Origin of the sequence: Paraburkholderia sp. IMGN_8 (assembly GCF_038050405.1) — a bacterium.
Lineage (GTDB): Bacteria > Pseudomonadota > Gammaproteobacteria > Burkholderiales > Burkholderiaceae > Paraburkholderia.
The window spans coordinates 1,964,245-1,983,892 of the sequence record NZ_CP150901.1 but is presented as its reverse complement, the minus strand read 5'-3'; the positions used below and the strand labels follow the sequence as shown (position 1 = coordinate 1,983,892).

General features: G+C 60.7%; 19 protein-coding genes, 1 pseudogene and 1 riboswitch. Of the genes and pseudogenes, 19 read left to right on the top strand and 1 reads right to left on the bottom strand.

What is annotated here, in order from left to right; genetic code table 11:
• The first annotated feature begins 34 nt into the window (after nucleotides 1–34).
• From WN982_RS30085 to WN982_RS30005, 17 genes and pseudogenes are all read left to right on the top strand, one after another.
• Nucleotides 35–583, top strand: a complete 549-nt coding sequence (locus WN982_RS30085; RefSeq protein ID WP_341319198.1) for a prepilin peptidase — start codon at nucleotides 35–37, stop codon at nucleotides 581–583.
• 110 nt (nucleotides 584–693) lie between these two features.
• Complete coding sequence (locus WN982_RS30080) at nucleotides 694–2,121, top strand: ATP-binding protein (protein WP_341319197.1); 1,428 nt, start codon at nucleotides 694–696, stop codon at nucleotides 2,119–2,121.
• Between the two features lie 63 nt (nucleotides 2,122–2,184).
• Nucleotides 2,185–3,030, top strand: a complete 846-nt coding sequence (gene cpaB, locus WN982_RS30075; RefSeq protein WP_341319196.1) for a Flp pilus assembly protein CpaB — start codon at nucleotides 2,185–2,187, stop codon at nucleotides 3,028–3,030.
• Between the two features lie 106 nt (nucleotides 3,031–3,136).
• The gene (locus WN982_RS30070; RefSeq protein WP_341319195.1) at nucleotides 3,137–5,098 is read left to right on the top strand and encodes a type II and III secretion system protein family protein; all 1,962 of its coding nucleotides are present in this window, start codon (nucleotides 3,137–3,139) and stop codon (nucleotides 5,096–5,098) included.
• 22 nt (nucleotides 5,099–5,120) lie between these two features.
• A complete protein-coding gene (locus WN982_RS30065) occupies nucleotides 5,121–5,435 on the top strand; it encodes a hypothetical protein (protein ID WP_341319194.1) in 315 nt (104 codons plus the stop codon).
• Nucleotides 5,436–5,457: 22 nt separating this feature from the next.
• The gene (locus WN982_RS30060) at nucleotides 5,458–6,744 is read left to right on the top strand and encodes a pilus assembly protein TadG-related protein (protein WP_341319193.1); all 1,287 of its coding nucleotides are present in this window, start codon (nucleotides 5,458–5,460) and stop codon (nucleotides 6,742–6,744) included.
• Between the two features lie 10 nt (nucleotides 6,745–6,754).
• On the top strand, nucleotides 6,755–7,240 hold the full coding sequence (locus tag WN982_RS30055) for a TadE/TadG family type IV pilus assembly protein (protein ID WP_341319192.1): 486 nt from the start codon (nucleotides 6,755–6,757) through the stop codon (nucleotides 7,238–7,240).
• Complete coding sequence (locus WN982_RS30050; protein ID WP_341319191.1) at nucleotides 7,237–7,704, top strand: TadE/TadG family type IV pilus assembly protein; 468 nt, start codon at nucleotides 7,237–7,239, stop codon at nucleotides 7,702–7,704. The genes WN982_RS30055 and WN982_RS30050 overlap by 4 nt, the downstream gene beginning before the upstream one ends.
• A gap of 29 nt (nucleotides 7,705–7,733) precedes the next feature.
• The gene (locus WN982_RS30045) at nucleotides 7,734–8,912 is read left to right on the top strand and encodes an AAA family ATPase (protein ID WP_341319190.1); all 1,179 of its coding nucleotides are present in this window, start codon (nucleotides 7,734–7,736) and stop codon (nucleotides 8,910–8,912) included.
• A gap of 26 nt (nucleotides 8,913–8,938) precedes the next feature.
• Nucleotides 8,939–10,294: a CpaF family protein gene (locus WN982_RS30040; protein WP_341319466.1), complete on the top strand. Its 1,356-nt coding sequence runs from the start codon at nucleotides 8,939–8,941 to the stop codon at nucleotides 10,292–10,294.
• 74 nt (nucleotides 10,295–10,368) lie between these two features.
• The gene (locus tag WN982_RS30035; protein WP_341319189.1) at nucleotides 10,369–11,346 is read left to right on the top strand and encodes a type II secretion system F family protein; all 978 of its coding nucleotides are present in this window, start codon (nucleotides 10,369–10,371) and stop codon (nucleotides 11,344–11,346) included.
• Nucleotides 11,347–11,388: 42 nt separating this feature from the next.
• Entirely contained in the window at nucleotides 11,389–12,372 is a 984-nt protein-coding gene (locus tag WN982_RS30030; RefSeq protein WP_341319188.1) for a type II secretion system F family protein, read from the top strand.
• 16 nt (nucleotides 12,373–12,388) lie between these two features.
• Nucleotides 12,389–12,904, top strand: a complete 516-nt coding sequence (locus tag WN982_RS30025; protein ID WP_341319187.1) for a MarR family transcriptional regulator — start codon at nucleotides 12,389–12,391, stop codon at nucleotides 12,902–12,904.
• Nucleotides 12,901–13,599 (top strand): isoprenylcysteine carboxylmethyltransferase family protein, encoded by a 699-nt coding sequence (locus WN982_RS30020; RefSeq protein ID WP_341319186.1) that lies wholly within the window; start codon nucleotides 12,901–12,903, stop codon nucleotides 13,597–13,599. Before WN982_RS30025 ends, WN982_RS30020 begins: the two co-directional genes overlap by 4 nt.
• A gap of 147 nt (nucleotides 13,600–13,746) precedes the next feature.
• Nucleotides 13,747–14,652 carry a sterol desaturase family protein gene (locus WN982_RS30015; protein ID WP_341319185.1) on the top strand — a complete coding sequence of 302 codons (906 nt, stop codon included), beginning with the start codon at nucleotides 13,747–13,749 and terminating at the stop codon, nucleotides 14,650–14,652.
• A pseudogene (locus tag WN982_RS30010) lies at nucleotides 14,646–14,879 on the top strand (type II secretion system F family protein); the annotation flags it as partial. The gene WN982_RS30015 and the pseudogene WN982_RS30010, both read left to right, overlap by 7 nt.
• A gap of 273 nt (nucleotides 14,880–15,152) precedes the next feature.
• A complete protein-coding gene (locus WN982_RS30005) occupies nucleotides 15,153–16,580 on the top strand; it encodes a sigma 54-interacting transcriptional regulator (protein ID WP_341319184.1) in 1,428 nt (475 codons plus the stop codon).
• A gap of 133 nt (nucleotides 16,581–16,713) precedes the next feature.
• On the opposite strand, the gene WN982_RS30000 is transcribed toward WN982_RS30005, so the two are convergent.
• Entirely contained in the window at nucleotides 16,714–17,160 is a 447-nt protein-coding gene (locus WN982_RS30000) for a hypothetical protein (RefSeq protein ID WP_341319183.1), read from the bottom strand.
• Nucleotides 17,161–17,420: 260 nt separating this feature from the next.
• Nucleotides 17,421–17,531, top strand: a riboswitch (SAM-I-IV-variant riboswitch).
• A 42-nt stretch (nucleotides 17,532–17,573) separates the two neighbouring features.
• Between WN982_RS30000 and WN982_RS29995 the strand changes: the two genes are divergently transcribed.
• On the top strand, nucleotides 17,574–17,939 hold the full coding sequence (locus WN982_RS29995) for a hypothetical protein (protein WP_341319182.1): 366 nt from the start codon (nucleotides 17,574–17,576) through the stop codon (nucleotides 17,937–17,939).
• A gap of 472 nt (nucleotides 17,940–18,411) precedes the next feature.
• A complete protein-coding gene (hpnI, locus tag WN982_RS29990) occupies nucleotides 18,412–19,635 on the top strand; it encodes a bacteriohopanetetrol glucosamine biosynthesis glycosyltransferase HpnI (protein ID WP_341319181.1) in 1,224 nt (407 codons plus the stop codon).
• Nucleotides 19,636–19,648 lie beyond the last annotated feature (13 nt).

Sequence of the window (19,648 nt, the reverse complement as noted above, 5' to 3'; positions counted from 1 at the left end):
GTTTTGCCTTGGCGAAACGAAAACGGGGGACTCCATGAACGCCTTTGAATTTCCGGTCGGTGTGTGCCTGTTGGGACTGGTGGCGGTGGCCGCGGGCTGGGATTTACACACCCGTCGCATTCCTAACTGGCTTGTGCTGACAGGGCTGGCGCTGGCGCTGGCGATGCAGTGGCGCCTGCATGGGGTGGGTGAAGGTGGCGGCCGGTGGTTGCTCGGAATGCTCACGGGGGGAAGCCTGTTCTTGCCGCTGTACCTGCTGCGCGCAATGGGCGCGGGCGACGTAAAGCTGATGGCGGCGGTCGGCGCGTTTGTCGGATCAGACATTGCCCTGGAGATTGTGCTTGTGACATTCGTGCTGGGCGGCGTGTGGGCGCTGGCGACGATCGTTCTCAAGCGTGCAGTGAAGGACACAGGCGCGAACATGTTGGCAATCGTCCTGGCAGGACCCGCCTTGTTAGGTGGCAAGGAAGCGCGAGGCAAAGGCGCTACGTTCACCTCGGTAGGGTCGCTGCCATACGGCGTCGCGATTGCCCTGGGCACGCTGTGCGTGATGTTTCTCCAGACGAGAGGCGGCACGCTCTGACGGCTAAGCGCACAAGCGCTCGACCATGCAGGAAGCACCCTCATAGAAGGGAAAAAGAGCAAGCAGTACAGCAGGGCTCGTGCGCGGCACGAGATAACCGGGGAAATAACATGACCGACAAATTGAAAACGGCGCCGGGCGCGCCGGCTGACATCAGCCGCCTGCAGGACGCCAGCCGGGCTCGCCTCAACGGGGGAGGCGCAGAAACGCATTTGCTGGCGCGCGCGCCGCGCACTATTGCCGATACCGGCCTCGATCAAAATTTCCTGCTTGAACTGGTAGCCAAGACTGCCTTCCTGCTGGGCAAGGTGTCGCTGTCTCAACTGGTGCAGCGCCTCAAGCTGGGCGCCAGCGTGCTCGACGGCGTAGTGGCCTTCGCGGTGCGCGAACGGGTGCTTGAGATCGTCCGGCGCGGCGCCAGCGATATCGACGTCGACCTGCAGCTGACCGATAGCGGGCGTCAGCGCGCAAGCGAGTTCATGGCCCGTTGCCGCTATGTCGGCCCGGCGCCGGTAGCGCTCGCTACATACGAAGCCATGCTCCAGCGCCAATCGGTGCGGCAACTGCAGGCTACCCGCGCCGGCATGCGGGCTGCCTTTGCTGGCTTGACTGTCAGGGGGACGCTGCTCGACGACATCGGAGGCGCGGTCAACAGCGGCAAGCCGGTGATCTTTTTCGGCCCACCGGGCAGCGGTAAGACTTCGTTGGCCGAACGATTGGGGCGGCTGCTGCCGGGCCACGTGGCCGTGCCGTACGCAATCGTGGTCGAAAACGAAGTCATCCAGATTTTCGACCCGCTCATTCACGAACCCTGTGGCTCGACGCAGCCCGACAGCGCGTTGAGCGCACCTTCGGATGCCCGCTGGCAAATTTGCAAGCGGCCCACCGTATTGTCAGGCGGCGAGCTGACCCTCGACATGCTCGAACTGCGCTACGACGCGGCCAGCGGTTTTTACCAGGCCCCCCCGCACGTGAAGGCCAACGGCGGTCTGTACGTTGTCGACGACCTGGGCCGCCAGCGCGTGGAGCCGGCCGAGCTGCTCAACCGCTGGATCGTGCCGTTCGATCGTGGACGCGACATGCTCACGCTGCATACCGGTTTGCGCTTCTCGGTGCCCTTCGACGTCTGGGTTGCGTTTTCGAGCAATTTCTCCCCAGCCGACCTCGGCGATGAAGCGTTCTTCCGGCGCCTCGGCTGCAAGCTGTACGTCGGCCCACTCGATGTCGTCGAGTATCGCGCCGTGTACGAGCAGCGCTGTGGAGAACTCTCCGTGGCGTCGGACGACGACGCCTTCGAGTACCTCGTGCATCACTTGCATATGTCGTCCGGCCGGCCGCTGCTCGCGTGTTATCCGGGTGATCTGCTGCGCATCGTGCGGGCCAACGCACGATACCTCGAACAGCCGGCCGTAGCGGACGGGCCGAACCTGCTACGCGCCTGGAACAGTTATTTCGCGGTGGTCGGCGAACACGATAACCCGCCGCCACAGCAGCAGGGCGGCGCGGAGTGGGCAGCAAAAAAATTCGCGGCCGGTTAATTGACCGGATAAGCGGCCGGAAATTCTAGTCGGGAAACAGGTCAGGCATCAGGGAGATTCATCATGAAGAACGTACGTGCGTTGGTGATGTTGCTGGTCGCTGCAGTGGCGGGGCTCGGTGCGGTCGCGATGGCATCGCGCTGGCTGATGGACCGATCGTCGGGGATGACGACCAAAGTCGCGGTCGCTGCCCTTGACATCAATCTCGGGCAACGCCTTAACCCTGAATTCATCAAGATGGTCGACTGGCCTGCGGGCAGCATACCGTCCGGTGCGTTCACCGATGTGCAGAAACTCGACGGGCGTGTGATGAAAAACAGCGCGCTGCGCGGCGAACCGATTCTGGACGGCAAGCTGACGCCGGTCGGCACACAGGGCGGGCTATCGGCGGTGATCGAAGAAGGTCGCCGCGCAATCACAGTACGCGTCAATGATGTGATCGGCGTGGCTGGCTTCGCTCTGCCGGGCAACTATGTCGACATCATCGTCAGCACGCAGCAAGACAAAAGCAGCACGAACAAATCGGGCAACGACGAAAGCATCTCCAAGATCGTGCTGGAGAAAATTCTGGTGCTGGCTGTCGCGCAGGAAGTGGGCCGTGACGAAACAAAACCGAAAGTCGTCAATGCGGTCACGCTCGAAGTCACGCCTGAGCAGGCGGAAAAACTCGACCTCGCGCGCAGTGTCGGCACGCTGTCACTGGTGCTGCGCAACCAGGTGGATACCGCGACGCTGCCCACCGTCGGTGCCACGAAGGTCACGCTGCTCGGCACGCCAGCCGTGCCGGCCTCGGCGCCCGCTGCTTTGCCCGCACGTCCGGCGCGCGTGCACTACGCCGCACGACCAGCGGCGAAGCGGGACTGCGTGGGCGTGCTGTCGGGCGTGTTGGGCAGTGTCGAATGTTTCTAGGTTGGACTCGGTGGTATCTGCGATGACGGACCGCTGCAGCGGACACCACGAAGACAAAGAACGGAAGTCTCGATTGACCGATATCGGGTAACGGGGGCATGAAAAAATGAAGACGAAACAGGGGTTCTCATCCGGCGGCGCGATGCGTAGCCGCTCGCTCGGCGGCGTCGTGCTCGCCTCGGCGCTGTGCACCGGATTGCTTGTCGCGCAAAGCGGCGCAGCGCAGGAAGCGGCCGAAGTTCCGGCGCTCGCTAAGGCCAGGCCGAATGCGCCGTTTCCGGCCGGCCGCTCACCGATGCCGATGATGGTCAGCATGGCGCCGATGCCGGCCGGCGGAGCTGCCGGCGCTGCTGCCGCCGCGCCGCTTCGCGGCCCGAACTGCACCGGCGAGATCCATGATGAAACCAGCGTCGTCGTACCGGTTGGCAAGTCGGCACTTCTGCCTCTCGCCGAACCGGCACGCAACCGCACGCTCGGCAATCCGACGATCGTGCAAGCCACGCTGGTGTCGCCGCGCACGCTCTATCTCGTCGGCATGGCGGTCGGCACGACCAACATGATCGTGCAGGGACGCAGCGGCGGATGCCAGATGATCGACGTGATTGTCAACGTTGACGCCAATGGCGTGCAGCAATCGCTTGGGCAACTGTTGCCCAATGAGCGCAGCATCCGGGTATCGACCGCAGCAGGCAACCTGGTGCTCGGGGGGCATGTATCGAGTTCGCCGGCTGCCCAGCAGGCGATGGAGATCGCGAAGGCCTACGCGGACGCACAGCCCACCCAGCAATCGCAGGCGGGGTCCGGGAGCATAGGCGGCGCGCCTGTGAACCAGCAGAGTGCGAGCACCAGCAAGCCGGCCGAGGTGATCAACATGATGACGGTCGACGCGCCCCAGCAGGTGATGCTCGAAGTCAAGGTCGCCGAGGTGTCGAAGACGCTCATCAACCAGATGGGCGCGGCGCTCAACATTCAGGGCGGCTTCGGTTCATGGAGCGGCGCGCTCGTGAGCGACCTGCTGGCTGGCGTGACGAGCGTCATTATGGGCAGCAAGGCGAACAACCGACCGTTAAAGTTCGCCATCGATGCGCAGAAGACGGACGACCTCGTCAAGATCCTCGCCGAACCGAACCTCGTCGCAATCAGCGGCCAGGAGGCCACCTTCCTCGCCGGCGGCAAGATTTTCATTCCGGTGCCGCAGAGCAGCGGTACCGGCGTGACGAGCATCACGCTCCAGGAAGAGGAATTCGGTGTCGGCCTGAAGTTCACGCCGACCGTGCTTTCCAACGGCCGTATCAGCCTGAAGGTTGCACCCGAGGTGTCCGAGCTGTCGCCGACTGGCATCACGCTTAGCGCGTCCAACGTGAGCGGTGTGTCGATCCTGCCGCTCATCACGACCCGTCGCGCGTCCACCGTCGTCCAGATGAGCGACGGCGAGTCGTTTGCGATCGGCGGACTGATGAAGAGCAACGTCACCGGCGCGCTGAAAGCCATTCCCGGCATTGGCGAAGTGCCGGTGCTCGGTGCGCTGGCGCGCAGCACGTCGTTCCAGCAGGACCTGACGGAACTCGTGTTCATCATCACGCCGCATCTCGTCAAGCCGCTACAAACCGCGGACCTGCCACTGCCCACGGACAGCTTCTCGCAGCCGAACGAGGCCGACGTCTACGCGACCGGCAACATGGAAGGCCGTCACCCGAAAATGCGTGCCGCGCCTGCCGAGGCTGCGCCGGCCGCTTCGCCCATGCCAGCCCCGGCTTCGGTGAGCCCGCCGGCACCCCTGCCCTCGCCCGCACCGGCGCCGCAAACGCCCGCCGCACCCGTTGCGACAGCGTTGCCGCCTGCCGAGCCGCAGGCCGCGGTGCCGGGCCCGACGTCGGAAGCGGAGCCGTCAACAGCAGCGACATCGCCAGCAACAACGGCAGCAGCGCAATCAGCCGCCGACCGTGAAGCCGAGCGCGCTGCGCGCATCGAAAGCGCTGCCGCCCGGATCGCCGCCGCAAGCACGCAGGGCCACAAGCCGCAGCAGGTCGCAAAGACCGCTGTGGCCAGCCAGCCCGCCGAACACTGATGCCATCGTCAAGGAGACTCTCATGAAACTCGCACACATCGTCTTCCCGCATCGGTCCGTGCTCGCCGTGTCGATGCTCGCTGCCCTGAGCGGCTGCATGACCAGCACGCCGATTTGGGACGCCCACTTTGGCGAGGCCAAGCGCGCCGTCATGCAGGCGCAGATCATCGATCCGCACGCCGCCGAGCATGCGCAGTCCGCATCGGGCATCGACGGCAAGTCCGCCGTCTCGGCGATGGGCACCTACGAAAAATCGTTTCAACAGCCTACCCCCTCGCCGAATGCATTCGTCATCGGCGTCGGGAGCGGGAACGGCGGCGGGGCCGGCGGTCAGTGAAAACAACATGCGGGAGGTCGTCATGCGTCACGTAATGCAATCGGGTGCATGCGGTCCGGGTCGTCGGGGAGAGCGCGGCGTCGTGGCGATCATCGTCGCGCTATCGCTCGCCGTGCTGATCGGCTTCGCCGGTCTCGCGCTCGATCTGGGCAAGCTTTATATTGCCAAGAGCGAACTGTCCAACGCCGCCGACGCCTGCGCGCTGGCGGCATCGCGCGATCTCACGAAGGCGTTGTCGCTGGCGACGCCCGAGGCGGCGGGGATGACGGTTGGTGCGGCGAATAAAGTGTTGCTGCAGAGTGAAAATGTGGCGCTCACGGCCAACAGCAACGTCACGTTTAGCAAGCAGTTTACCGGCCCGTATCTGACCAAAGACCAGTTCAGTGCTGCAGATGTGCCGAGCATCGGTTTTGTGCGTTGTACCGTCAACCGCGCCAACATCAACAACTGGTTCATGCAGGTGATCAGCGCTACGCTCGGTACGTCAGCCGTTGCCGCAACCGCGGTAGCGTCGACCACGCAGGCGCAGACGACGTGTGCGCTGCCGGTGTACATTTGCCAGGCTCCCGCACCGGCACCACCCATCAATCCGCTCGACTGGGTTTGCAGCAAGGTCGGCCCAGGATCTCCGCCCCCTTGCGACAAGATCAAGGGCAATTTCGGCTGGGTCGATCTAGGCACGGGCGGCGGGGCGAGCGCACTTGCCGCTTTGCTGGCGGGGTCCGGGCAATGCAACCTGCCGACCGGCCCAACGCTGAACACGGCACCCGGCAACAAGAGTTCGCTCACGGCCGCATGGAATACACGCTTTGGCATTTATGCAGGTGGTCAATATAAGGATCCAAGCAGCGGCCCATCCGATTTCACCGGTTTTGCCTATGCGAATAATTGGCTGTTGCAAGGGAATAGCCAACAGAGCAGCTTTCAGGATTTTCTTGCCGAGCGCCTGAAATTCAAGCCGTACCAGGGCGACACCAGCGCGGGCTTGTACACCACGGACGGAAATGCCAGCCCACCGCCGAAAAGCGACTACGCCAATGGCGCTGACCGCCGACTGGCGATTGTTCCGATCGTCAGCAATTGCAGCGGGGTGAGTGGCACATCGGTACCCGTGAAGGTTTCGTCGTGGGCTTGCGTCCTGATGCTACATCCGATGACAAGCAATCCCACTAAAGACCCCATGCAAGGTGTGACGATGCTCCAGTATCTTGGCTTAGCCTCCGATTCGAACACGCCTTGTGCAACTCAAGGCATACCTGGCACAAACACCATCGGGATCGGGCCGAAGGTGCCCGTGCTGGTGCAATAGGAGAGGCGTCATGCACTATCGAATCAGATCCGTTCGCCGCATGCGGGGCTCCGTGTCCGTCGAAGCCGCCTTGCTGGCGATTCCCATGGTGATCTTGCTGCTGGGCATTCTTGAATTTGGCCACGCCCTCTATCAGTACAACACTATCGTTAAGTCAGTGCGTGACGCAACGCGATTGCTGTCAGCCTATAGTCCGGTGCAAGCCGACTACCCGATGGGAACCGCCCAATGTCTCGTCGTTTACGGCAACCCCGCTTGTACCAACCCTCCATTGGTCAACGGGTTAACGACCAACATGGTGGTCATATGCGACCAGACCAACACCAGTGGCTGTACCGGGCAATTCAAAAATGTGCAAACGGACCCCTCCGGCGACACGATCAATCTCGTCCAGGTGAAAGTCACGGGGTATCCCTACGCGCAGATCACCGGATTCTTTAATCTTGCAGGTCTGATCTTTGGCGATATCAGCTGCGTGATGAGGCAGGCGCTATGAAAACGCTCAACATCCATCGTCAGCCGCGCATGCGGCGCCAGCGCGGTATCGCTGCGCTCGAATTCGCACTGGTATCGTCGCTTTTCTTCTTCACCCTGCTTCTCGGCATCATGGAGATGGGGCGCGTGCTGTTCGATATGAACACAGAGGCAGAAGCAACCCGACTTGGCGCCCGAGTGGCCGTCGTTTGCGATATCAACAGCAGCCAGTCGGCGAGTAACCCCGTGATTGCGAAGATGCAGCAGATGTTGCCAATTATCCAGCCTGCCAACGTCACCGTGACTTACACCCCATCGGGCTGTGACGCTTCATCATGCACAGCGGTCACAGTCAGCGTTAGCAACCTCACGATCAGCTCGATCTTGCCATTTGTGTCATTCCAAATGCCGATGCCCCCTTTCACGACGACTTTGCCGCGGGAAAGCCTGGATAGCGTGAACGGCACCAATCCCACTTGCAGTTAGTACACCGACCATCCACAGGGAAGAACGAAATGATCGACATCCTCACGATTTCATCGGATCCCGCACATGCCAGCGCGATCGCACGGGTTGTCGCGGCGGGAGAGTCCCATCACCGAGTCAGGACATCGACCGCAGGGCTGGCCGATCTGTGCGCGCATCAGCAGGCGCTCGATGGCGTCGATTTGCTGGTTATCGATGGCGCGCAGATGACGCAGCAGGATTTCGGCACACTCACTGCGCTGACCGTGCAGCGAGCCGGTCTGGCCTGCATGCTGCTGGCACCGTCACCGTCCGCCGATCTGCTGATTCGTGCGATGCGTGCCGGCGTGCGCGATGTGCAGCCGTGGCCGGCTGATCCCAAAGACCTGCAGCACGCCGTCGAAGGCATCGCTCAAAAAGTTACCGGCACGCGGTGCGAGGGTCGAGTGATCTCTTTCGTATCCTGCAAAGGTGGAAGCGGCACTTCGTTCCTGGCGGCCAATCTGGGGTTCGCCGCGTCGGCAGTCGGCAAGCGTACATTGCTGATCGATCTAAATCAGCAATTCGGTGAGGCGGCCTTTCTGGTTTCGGAAATTACGCCGCCCGCCACGCTGGCCGATGTCTGCATCCAGATCGACCGGCTCGACCCCGCGTTTCTCGATGCGTGCCTGACTCACGTCAGCGATCGTTTCGATGTGCTGGCCGGCGCACCTGATCCGGCCAAGGCGAAGGAAATCAGACCGGAACATTTGCAGCGGATTCTGCATCTGGTGCGCAGTCAATACGACCTGATCATTTTCGATATCGGCCAGAGCATCAGCAACGTGTCGATTGCTGCACTGGACCAGAGCGAGTGCATTTTTCCGGTGCTGCAACTGAGTTTGCCGTATCTGCGTGGCGGCCGCCGGTTGCTCGATATGTTCCGCTCGCTCGGCTACCGGGGTGACAAGGTACGTGTACTGGTCAATCGCTATGAGAAGAAGGGGCCGGTGGGCTTACCCGAGCTGGAGAAGACACTGGGCCTGCGGGTGGCGAGCGTGATTCCCGAAGACGGTGCTTTGGTGTCGGCGTCGATCAATCAGGGTGTACCGATCCTGCGGCTTGCCAAATCGAGTGGCGTGGCAAAGAGCCTGAGCGAACTGGTGCGAAGCCTGTCGCCGCAGCCGGCAAACGATCGGGGCGGCATGCTGCAGAAATTTTTCGGTAGACCAGTGTTAAGCAGGGCTTGAGAGAGGAGAGAAAAATGGAAAACATCTTGACGCTGCGCGAGCAATTTATTGAGCAAGGCGATGAGTCCGCGCACCAGCAAAGCCTTACCCGGAACAGGATGGCAAGGAGAGCGTATCAGGAACTCAAAAAAAACGTGCATCAGGCCATTATCGACCGCGTTGAACTGGAAAAACTCCAGCGCCTGACGAACGAACAGATTCAGCATGAACTGGCTTTGCTGGTCGAGCGCATTATCGAAGAAGACAATGTTCCGATAAACGAGGTCGAGCGGCGCCACCTCGTGCGCGACGTGCGCGACGAGATGCTTGGCTTCGGACCGCTCGAGCCGCTGCTGGCGGATCCTACGATCTCCGACATTCTGGTCAACACGCACAAGCACGTGTATATCGAGCGGCGCGGCAAACTGGAAATGACCGATGTGACGTTCTACGACGACGCGCATCTGATGAAAGTGATCGAAAAAATCGTGTCGCGTGTCGGTCGCCGCATCGACGAATCAAACCCGATGGTAGACGCACGTCTGCCGGATGGCTCGCGCATGAACGCGATCATTCCGCCGTCGGCGATCGACGGCCCGCTGCTCTCGATTCGCCGCTTTGCCGTCAATCCGCTGACGGTGAAGGATCTGGTCGACTATCAGAGCCTCACGCCACCGATGGTTCAGATGCTGGAAGCGCTGTCCGCCGCCAAGATCAACACGTTGATTTCGGGCGGTACGGGCAGCGGCAAGACGACATTGCTCAATGTTCTGTCGGGGTTCATTCCGTCCGACGAACGTATCGTGACGATCGAGGACGCCGCCGAACTTCAGTTGCGCCAGATGCACGTGCTGCGGCTCGAAACACGTCCGCCTAACATCGAAGGCAAGGGAGAAATCACGCAGCGCTCACTGGTGCGAAACGCGCTACGGATGCGGCCCGACCGGATCATTCTGGGCGAAGTGCGTGGCCCAGAGGCGCTGGATATGCTGCAGGCGATGAACACGGGGCATGAGGGCTCGCTGGCGACGGTGCATGCCAATACCCCGCGAGACGCACTGACACGGCTTGAAAACATGATCGGCATGGCCGGGTTGAATCTGCCACCCAAGGCCGCGCGCCACCAGATCAGCTCGGCGATCAGCGTCATCGTTCAGGTGGCCCGTCTCACCGACGGGCGCAGAAAGATCGTCAGCATTCAGGAAATTACCGGCATGGAAGGCGAGGTCATCAACTTGCAGGAGATCTTCACTTTCAAGCGCACCGGTATGGACAAAGACGGCAAGGTGTGCGGGTATTTCTGCGCGACGGGCGTGCGGCCGAAATTTTCCGAGCGGCTCCAAGCGTTTGGCGTGCCGGTGCCGGATACGTTGTATGACCCGACACATCACTATCCGGTGTAACGGCGGCTGACAAAGACGACTGGCAGGACGGAGCGGCTGTGGTGAGCGGCCGCCCCACCACGAGGGATTTCGCCATGAACTATCTTTACTACGGCTTCATCATTCTGGTGTTTTTTGCGATCATTTTGTTGATCGAGGCAGGCCACCTCTGGTGGCAGAGCCGGCATAGCAGCGCCGCCAAACGCCTCGAAAGCCGCATCCGTATGATGTCCGCAGGGGGGCACGGCAACGACAAGGCGGTGTCGATTCTCAAGCAGCGTGAGCTGAGCAATTCACCGTTGATGACCGGCCTGCTGCTGCGGGTACCGCGCATTCAAGTGCTTGATCGCTGGCTGGTTCAGTCAGGGCTGAGCTGGTCGGTAGGGAAATTTCTTTCCTACACCGTGTTTCCGCCGCTGGTGGTATGGGCGGTAGGCAGCTTGATCTACATGCCGCCGCTGGCGCAATTGGCGGCGATGCTGATCGTGGGCCTCTTTGCGCCGCTCAAAGTCAGCCGGGCCAAGGCCAAGCGGCTGAGACTGATCGAGGAGCAATTGCCCGAGGCCGCCGATATGATCAGCCGGTCATTGCGGGCCGGTCATTCGTTCTCAACGGCTCTCGGCATCGTGGGCGACGAGATGCCCGAGCCGATCGGTTCCGAGTTTCGCACGGCGTTCGACGAAATCAATTTTGGCGTGCCGCTCAACGACGCGTTGGGGGGACTTGCCAACCGCGTACCGATCAGCGATCTGCGCTACTTCGTAATCGCGGTGCTGATTCAGCGCGAGAGTGGCGGCAACCTGGCCGAAATTCTCGCTAACATCAGCCAGCTTATCCGCAGCCGGCTCGCGCTGCTCGGCAAGGTCCGGGTCCTGTCGGCAGAAGGCCGACTGTCGGCCTGGATCCTTGGTGCTCTGCCGTTCGTGATAGCCCTTCTGATTTCGATTGTGAATCCGAATTTCCTTCGTGTCTTGTGGACCGATCCGGCTGGACTGAAACTGATCGGCGCGGCGCTGGTCATGATGATGACGGGCGTAGTCTGGATGCGAAAAATCATTCGCATCCATGTTTGATCGAGGCATGTCACTTTCATTCTTTGGAGATGGGTCGATCCCATGCCCGCCATGAAAACAGAACAACTCATATTGCTGGCCATCGTTTTTGTGATTGTCGCCGTTGTCGCATTCGGGGTGATGGTGTTGCTCATGCCGAACTCGCTACATCGCCGGCTTGGTCAGATCACTAGCGCCGGCCAGTCCTTGCCGGAAACCGGCGATGGCCAGGTCTCGCAATGGGTCAGGAAGGTTGTGCAGGCTTCGCAGCCGATCGCCAAACTCTCGATTCCCAAAGAGGGTTGGGAGCATTCGGTGTTGCGCACGAAGTTCATGCACGCGGGATGGCGCGGTCCGTCTGCGCCCGGGCTATATTTCGCCGCCAAGACGGTTCTGGTCATCGGACTGCCTCTGGTCTGCATGATAGCGGTTGGACCCTACCTCTCGAACGATAACCGCAACCTGCTTATGGTCCTGCTGCTGGTGCTGGCGGGTATCGGCTATTACCTGCCCAACGTCGCCCTGGCTCGCAAGGTGCGCTTGCGCCAGCTGACTATTTTCGAGGATTTTCCCGATGCGCTGGATCTGCTCACCGTGTGCGTGGAGGCGGGTCTTGGGCTGGACGCGTCGCTGATGAAAGTGGCCGATGAAATGCACCTGAAAAGCCGGACGTTGAGCGACGAATTGCAACTGCTGCTGCTCGAGCTGAGAGCTGGCTCAAGCAAGGAAACCGCGCTCAAGAACCTGGCACTGCGCACGGGCGTGGAAGACATAGACGTGCTGGTGGCGATGCTGATTCAGGCCGAACGCTTCGGCACCAGCATGGGCGATTCGCTGCGCGTGCATTCGGAAAATCTGCGGCTCAAGCGACGGCTTCGGGCCGAGGAGGCAGCCGGGAAGATCGCCGTCAAATTATTGTTTCCGCTTATGTTCTGCATATTTCCGACGCTGATGCTGGTGTTGCTCGGCCCGGCGGTCATTCAGGTTATGCGCGTACTGTTGCCGACGCTGGCCGGTGAGGCAGGCGCAGCCTTGTCGCAGTTTTGATGACTGGAGTGCAAACATGACTCATGTTCCTGACGAACGCGTGGAGGTCGTCAAGCTCCGGTTCATGCTGGGTGTCAAGCTCGCGGCCTTCAACCAATTTGTTGCCGGGCAACTGAGACTGAACGTCACCGATCTGAAATGCCTGGAAGTGGCTTATTTCGATGAGGTGCAACCGGTCACGCCCGGCCGGCTGGCGAAACTGACGGGACTGTCGCCTGGCACGATCACGACCTCCCTGAAAAACCTTGAAAAAGCGGAGCTGATAAAGCGCGAAACCGATCCGACCGACGGGCGGCGCATCCTGTTGCGCTTCATTCCAGGCCGGCGGGCGATGATCGATTCTTACTTTGAACCGGTCAACCGTGATCTGGCCGATTTTGATCGCACGCTCGATAGCGGAGAACTGGAAAGCGTCAAAAAGTATCTGTGCGGATTGGTGAGGATCCTCGACGAATATATGTCGGCACCCGGCCCGATGATGCAGGCCCACTCGATGCTGCGCCCCAGTAAGAACAGTCGGAGAAGGACATGAGCACAATCACCGCCGAAACAGCAGCGCTTGCGATACCTCTTGCTGGGAGCCTGGCGTACATCGCGCAAAAGGCCGCGCCACACCTGCGCGACGCGCTGCTCGAAGTATCGGCGCGGCTCGGCTCCGCTCTGCTTTTGAGCCTATTCGCCTACTTCGCGATTCAGCATTGGCTTGCCGATCCCGGACGTATCACGCTGTTGCTGCTGGTGATCGCCGAGTGCTTCACCGTGGGTCTGTCGCTTTTCGCTAGAATTCCGGTCAAGCGTGACTGGACGCCGTTCGCGTTCCTGTGCTCGATGGGTGCCACGTACTACTTTCTTGCCGTTCAGCTTGGACCCGGGGTGCGACTCGTACCGGAATGGGTTGGTGCTGCGCTTCAGGCTTCCGGTATCTGCTGGCAGCTCCTTGCAAAGGCCTCGCTGCGACGCTCGTTCGGCATTCTGCCGGCCAACCGCGGTGTCGTGTCCTGTGGTGCTTACCGGTTCGTACGGCATCCAATGTATCTCGGCTACTTCGTCGCGGATATCGGCTTTCTGCTGACGAACTTTGGCTTGCAGAACGTTCTCGTGTTCGGCTTTCAGTTTGCCCTGCAGGCTGGGCGCATCATGCGTGAGGAGCGGCTCCTGTCTTCCGACGAGAACTACCGTCGGTACAAAGGCAAGGTTCGCTATCGGGTGATTCCTGGGGTGTTCTGATCCTGTGAATCGTTCGGCACCGGCAGCGACTTTGGAGCTTTTCGTCTTCGCTTCGTCTCAGGAACTGCTGCGCCGACTGATGCCGACGATGAACAGCATAACTGGCGGCCAGGCAAGAAGCCGGCCTTGTATCTAACGAGGAAATCCATGCTTGCGTCCAATCCGCTTCCCGCGCTGTGGCACTTCGCATGCGAATGGTGGTTCGGCTATGAGATCGTGTTGTCGCTGTTCATCGTAGGCGCGTTGATCGAGGCGCGCCGGCCGGTACAGCGTCTGCAGTCCAGAGCGGCCATCCGCCTGAACCTCGCATACTCAGCCATCTCTACGGCCTTGGGTCAGGCCGGGCGGCCGTTGACCGCGGCCGCCTCGGTCTGGATCGTCAACCTGCTGGGAGGCGGCCTGATCGTGTTGCCCGCCCACGGCTGGGGCGTGCTCGTATCGGTTCTTACGCTCATGCTCACGATCGACCTGCTCGAATATCTGTTTCATCGCCTGCAACATGCGTGGCCGCTGCTGTGGCGCATGCATTCGTTGCATCACAGCGCGGAATCGTTCAACGTCACCGTGACCACGCGCCACTACTGGTTTGAGGCGCTACTCAAGGGCTTCCTGCTGTTTCCGCTGGTTGGCGTGCTGTTCAGGGTCGATCCGTCGATCGCGGGCATCGCCACCCTGGTGTTTTTGCCAGTCAACTTTTTTGCGCATATGAACCTGCGCATCGACCTCGGTCGCTTCGTTACGTGGGTCAACAACCCGCAATATCACCGGCTGCATCACTCTCGCCGCGCCGAACATTTCAATAAGAACTTCACGCAAATGTTGCCGCTGTGGGATCGCCTGTTCGGCACGATGTGGACACCGGCGCCGCACGAGTGGCCGCCAACCGGGCTCGACGACGACGCCGAGCCCGCGTCAGTGCTGGTCGCGCTGTACTGGCCGCTGCGCAGGCGCACCGCCGGCGACCCCGCCGTCGCGGCGCCGCGCGGGCATTCCCGACGATCTGGCCTTCGCGACCAAGCCACAGATCGCGCTGGCCCAACTGCACGATGCTGATTCAGGCGGAACGTTTCGGCTCCAGCATCGGTTCCTCATTGCGTGTGCTTTCGGACACGCTACACACACGCCGCCGGATGCGCGCCGAGGAGCAGGCGTCGAAGATCGTGCTGAAATTGCTATTTCCGCTCATTTTCTGCATCTTTCCTGCCCTTCTCACCGTCCTGCTGGGGCCTGCATTTATCCACATCTACCGGATTCTTCTGCCCACCCTGGGCGGCGGCTAGCGGGTAAGTTGGCAATGAACAAGGCTTCCAGGTCGTATTACCCCGGGGAAAGTACCAATATATCCGCGGGGGAATCGGGACGTTAGCCTGTATAGGAGCTTCGCGGACCTCGCTATGACGGCGGCATCGATATTCTTTTTTTGCGGTGTCCGTAGCGAGTAGCATCAAGTACCGAACGTCGTTGCACAGCCGGTTTTCAGGCGTGCAACAACGCAAAAAGAAGGGGGAAATATCGTGCCAAAATCACCTGCCCGTTTTCGAACGAGCCCCTGCGTGACGGCCGGCCCGGCGCAGTCCGCTCCCCTGCTCCGACCGGACACCCAACGTCGTCTGATTTGCGTTGCTCGCGCACCGAGCGACGTGCTCCTGGCGAATATGCGCGCAGTCGGCTGGGATGTAACCGTGGCAAAAACCGCCGCCGGTGCAGAAGCCGCGACGAAGAAAACGGGCGTCGCAGCAGGTCTCATCGATTTCGACGGCTTCGCTCCGCGCGACTTTGATGCCCTCAAGGCGTGCCTGAGCCAATCGACCATCGGCTGGGTAGCTGTGACGGCCGAAGGCCAACCGGCAAGCCGCGCGGTGCGCGAACTGATTCGCAATTATTGTTTCGATTACATCACGCTGCCGCTGTCGCCTGACTCGATTTCCCATGTGCTCAGCCATGCTCTAGGCATGGCAGCGTTGGATTACCTTGATAATGCCGCCGAAGCCGCCCTCCCGGGCGACAACGAGATGGTTGGCACCTGCGATGCGATGCAGCGGCTTTTCGGCATAATCCGCAAGGTCGCCAACGCAAATGCCAGTGTGTTCATTTCAGGTGAATCGGGCACCGGCAAAGAGCTCACCGCTCTCGCGATCCACCAGCGCTCGCCGCGGCGCAAGGCGCCGTTCATTGCGATCAATTGCGGTGCCATTCCGCAGCACCTTCTGCAATCGGAATTGTTCGGCTACGAACGCGGTGCGTTCACCGGCGCGGAGCAGCGCAAGATCGGCCGCATCGAATCGGCGCATGGCGGCACCCTGTTTCTCGACGAAATCGGCGACATGCCGCTCGCGGCGCAGGCGAGCCTGTTGCGCTTCCTGCAGGAAGGCAAGATCGAGCGGCTCGGCGGCAACGAATCGATTCCCGTCGACATACGGATAATTTCGGCGACCCACGTCGACCTCGAAGCCGCAATACTCGATGGGCGCTTCCGCGCCGATTTGTTCCATCGTCTATGCGTGCTGCGTATCGACGAGCCGCCGCTGCGTGCACGCGGCAAAGACATCGAAATACTCGCGCATTACGTCCTGCAGAAGTACAAGACCGAAAGCACCCACAAGATTCGCGGCTTCACGCCGTCGGCGATCGACGCTATGTGCAATTACCAATGGCCCGGCAATGTGCGCGAATTGATCAATCGCGTGCGCCGCGCGCTCGTGATGGCTGAAGGCAGGCTGCTGACGCCCCATGATCTCGACCTCGGATCGCCGATCGACAAGGAAACGACGTCGCTCGACCTTGTCCGCGAAGTGGCCGAACGCAACGCGATCGAATTCGCATTGCGGCGCTACGATTACCGGGTGGGCAAAGCGGCGACGGCGCTCGGAATCTCGCGCGTCACGCTGTATCGGCTGATGGTCGCGTACGGCATACACGGCGGTGAAGATACAGCTGTGGACGATTCGGATAAGGAGCTGAACGAGGACGCCTCCGTCTGATTTGCGCCTTTTCCGATCTCGTCAATACGAAATAGTGTTTGAAACGTACCCGGGTCACCGAAACGGCCAGGTCAGGAAATGCGAAGCGACGGCACCCTTGCCGCCGCTTTTGTCATGCCGCGACGCTCCGCGCTCAATGCGCTGCGCCGGTGGCGACAGCCCATATCTGACGGTGGCACTCAAACGACACGGTGGCGCTATGTTGTTCGAGATGGCTCACGCCGCTTGTCACTTCTGATTTGATCGCGGACTGCATCCCCTTCTGCTTGCAGTAACCAGCCGCCGCGGACACAGCCTTCTCGTGCGCTTGCGCCCAGGCGAGACTGGTGCCGGTCGCTTGCGCCGTCACCATGTAGACGTCAGGTTTGTCACTCGCAACGACGTCCGTCACCGAAGAGCAACCTGTCGCGACACTGGCCGCTATCAGGGCAATAGTCGACCAGGACAGGATGCTTCGCTTCGCATTTGCGCGAATCGCGGCAAGAACAATCGCAGCGGCACGCGGAGATCCGCAAAGTTTCTTCTGCATAAAAAGATGCGGGGTTGACATGGGGGTCACTTGCCGGCACTTCTCGATCACCGGGTCGCCTCGGAACTACACAGCGAAGCAGGGAGAACCTGCCCTGCGAGTATCGGCTATCCCGCATGAATGATCAGCGGCCGTTTGATGAACGCAGTTTCTCGCTTTTCGCTACAATTTCCCGTGGTGCGCAGCACGAGGAACAATCCAACGTCGCAAGCGGCGGTGTGCCCGATCGCGAGAACGCGCCGGGGCCTCGGGATTTGGACAAAGCGGTTCGTTGCGTCGGAGGCAGGCTGTTCGAAATTTTGTTATCATCGAAAATGCATTAAGAGTCGGTAGCACACCGACGCCAACCTGCCCCTCCCGGGCAAGGTGGAAGCCTTCCTTGAAGGCAATGCGGCCGATAGTCGGCAACGAAGCGGGAGCGGCATAGCTTGCACCGGTTCGATTCATCTCTTTCCGGAGTCGCTATGCATCACGCAACGTCCTGCCCACCTTCCTCGACCGGCACCAGCGGTACTGAAGACGATTTCGAAAATTGTCTTCCAGGCTTTCGATTGACCCATATTCTGAACGTCGTCTCCGGTCCCGATCTGGACATCGTCGACCAGATTCTGGACTGTATGAAGGATGAGCAAGCCTGTGTTTCCGATTGGACGATAGTGCGCAGAGGTGACCTGCTGGATCAGCGAATCAGCTTGCAGGGTACCAGCGAGCAACGTGTGCGATCCGTGCGCGAACAGCTCTTGCAGCTCGATAAAGGACTTCGGATTCGTCTTGAACACCAGTTCAATCGGCAACACCATTCGGACGTGAAGCTGTCTGCACATCCATGAACGCCGAAGGCGGCGCGCTAAACCAGTTCATGTGCTGCACGCAATGGAATAGAGCAAGTCCTATTTAATGTAACGATGAAATGCACATTCAGACACTCAAAGCGGATGCGGGCATTGCTAGAATTTGCGGCACCCGCAAGCGGGCTGGTCTCCAGCTTCACTGTGGCGGGTAAGTGACAGGTAAGTAAAAGTCTGGTTCCATCGGCGCTCAGTGACCGTGCGACGATAGCGAAGACACAGAACTGATAAGAGCAGGCGAATCAAACCATCTTCAGACTTGCAATTCTGTCTGTATTATTTCAAACATTACAATACTCAAATTATGTCGCCTGTTGCAGTGTGCTGAAGCGGAAAGCGTCGAACGAAAAGATATGCAAAGGGAAGTTGAGATCATGCGCATTTGCGTGCCTTATGAAAATTCCTTGAGTCGCCTGCCGGCAGATGCGCGGCGGGCTGCCAGGAGTAGCGGAAGATGACGGCCCATTCGCTGTCGGTTTGCCAATGGCTGCTGATGACGGTGTGTTGCTTCGCCACGATTTATGGCGTGTTTGCCGCTTTGGCAATGCCCTTCTTCGGCACGGAACGAACCGGGAACGCGCCTGTTGATGGAACTCGACCGGCTCCCGCCGTCAGCGTGCTAAAGCCGCTCTGCGGCGCGGAGCCGAGGCTGTATGAGAATCTGGCGACGTTTTGCGAGCAGACTCATCCGTGCTTTCAACTTTTATTCGGCGTGTCGTCGCCGAGCGATCCGGCGATTGCTGTCGTTCGGCGTTTGCAGGCTGCGTATCCGCAGGTCGATATACAGCTTGCGGTCGATGCAAGCGTGCACGGCAGCAATCTCAAGGTCAGTAACCTGATCAATATGGCCGGGCTGGCGCGGCACGACATCATTGTGATCGCCGATAGCGACATCGCTGTCGAACCGGACTACCTGGCAACGGTGTCGGCGCCGCTGGCTGATCCGGAGGTGGGCGTCGTGACCTGCCTTTACCGGGCACAGGGTGTCGGCGGCTTCTGGCCGCGCGTCGGTGCGCTTTTTATCAATGAATGGTTCGCACCTTCGGTACGTGTTGCCCATGCAGGAGGCTCGCGGCGCTTCGGATTCGGCGCGACCCTCGTGCTGCGTTGCGCGACACTCGCGCGTATCGGCGGATTCGCGGCGATCAAGGATTCGCTTGCGGACGATTATTGGCTCGCCGAGCATGTCCGCGCCCTTGGCCTGCGCACGGTTCTGTCCGAGGTGATGGTGGCCACCGATGTCATCGAACCCACGTTTGCGACGTTGTGGCAGCGCGAAACGCGTTGGTTGCGTACTATCCGTTCAGTCAACCGGTTCGGCTTCGCGAGCCTCTTTATCACGTTCACGACACCGTGGGTGCTCGCCGGCACGCTGCTCGCGCTTTATTTCCACGTAGGCGCGGAGGCCGGCTTGCATCCGCTCGCGGCCAAGGCGATGGTGGTCAGCACGATCGTGAGCGCTCTGTCGCGCGTGATGCTGCATGCGCGCAGCGCTCGCCACTCGCGCTCCTTCTGGCGCGATCTCCCGCTTGTGCCGCTGCGCGATATCCTGCTGGCCGCACAGTGGCTGGCCGCGGCATTCGGCTCGAACGTGATGTGGCGCGGGGAGCGCGTGCCGGTGGATAATCGCGTCACGCGGCCACGCCCGAGGATTATGAAGGCTTCCGACGGCAGATAAGCATTCAAGTCCA